The 231-nt window shown below is 57.6% G+C and carries 1 protein-coding gene; it reads right to left on the reverse strand.

Annotated features, from left to right (window positions below; all coding sequences use genetic code 11):
• On the reverse strand, positions 1–231 hold a 231-nt coding region (locus ACY0MJ_RS22545), incomplete at both ends, for a tetratricopeptide repeat protein (RefSeq protein WP_462640795.1).

Consider the following 231-nt stretch of genomic DNA (forward strand, 5'->3'; position numbering starts at 1 on the left):
GCAAAGGATCGCCCTTCTGGCTCAAGGCCAGGGCCTTCGTATAGTCGTTGACGGCCAGCGGGTATTCTTTGCGCTGTTCGTAAATGGCGCCGCGGTTGAAATAATGGAAGGCCGTGCCCGGTTCCAGGGAAATGGCTTTATCGCAATCGGCCAGGGCTTCGTCATTCCGTCCGAGGAGGCTGTAAATCGTGCTGCGGCGGTCGTAAGCATCGGCATCATCGGGATGTTCTG

The sequence above is a fragment of the Ramlibacter sp. bp-362 genome (genome assembly GCF_054956735.1).